General features: G+C 76.7%; 1 protein-coding gene. It reads left to right on the top strand.

The genetic code is table 11. The features are described 5' to 3' along the window. Nucleotides 1-319: 319 nt before the first annotated feature. Nucleotides 320-539 (top strand): hypothetical protein (locus CCN33_RS30305; RefSeq protein ID WP_208621995.1); only part of this gene is annotated, 220 nt, incomplete at its 3' end.

Below are 539 nucleotides of genomic sequence, written 5' to 3'. Positions count from 1 at the left end.
CCCCTCGACCACGACGGCCACCCCCTGCGCGGCCCCCTCGCCCTGGCCGGCGGCGACCTCGACGCCCTGGGCAGCGCCGTCTGGCCCGCCGAGTCGCTGGCCGCCTACCTCGAACTCCACGTCGAGCAGGGGCCCGTCCTCGAACGCGCCCGCAACCGGATCGGCGTCGTCGACGGCATCACCGGACGCACCGTCCTCACCGTCGAGATCGGCGGCAGCGCCGGCCACTGCGGCACCACCCCCATGCCGGGCCGCCGCGACGCCCTGGCCGCGGCCGNNCCGCCTCACCGCCGACCTGCGCGACACCGACGCCACCCGCATGCGCCGGGCCGAAACCGTCCTCACCCGTGAACTGGACGACCTCGCCCGCCAGACCGGCACCCGCATCGAGGTGGTCGCCCGCACCCACTCCGCCCCGGTCTCCACCAGCGCGCACCTGCGCGCCCTGATCGAGGAGAGCTGCCTGGAGACGGGCACCCCCTACCAGTCGCTGCCCAGCGGCGCCGGCCACGACGCCCAGGTCGTCGCCGACCTCACCC

The organism is Streptomyces recifensis, from assembly GCF_002154615.1.
Taxonomy (GTDB): domain Bacteria; phylum Actinomycetota; class Actinomycetes; order Streptomycetales; family Streptomycetaceae; genus Streptomyces; species Streptomyces griseoluteus.
The sequence above is the reverse complement of the archived record's forward strand: the minus strand, read 5'-3'. Positions and strand labels throughout refer to the sequence as shown.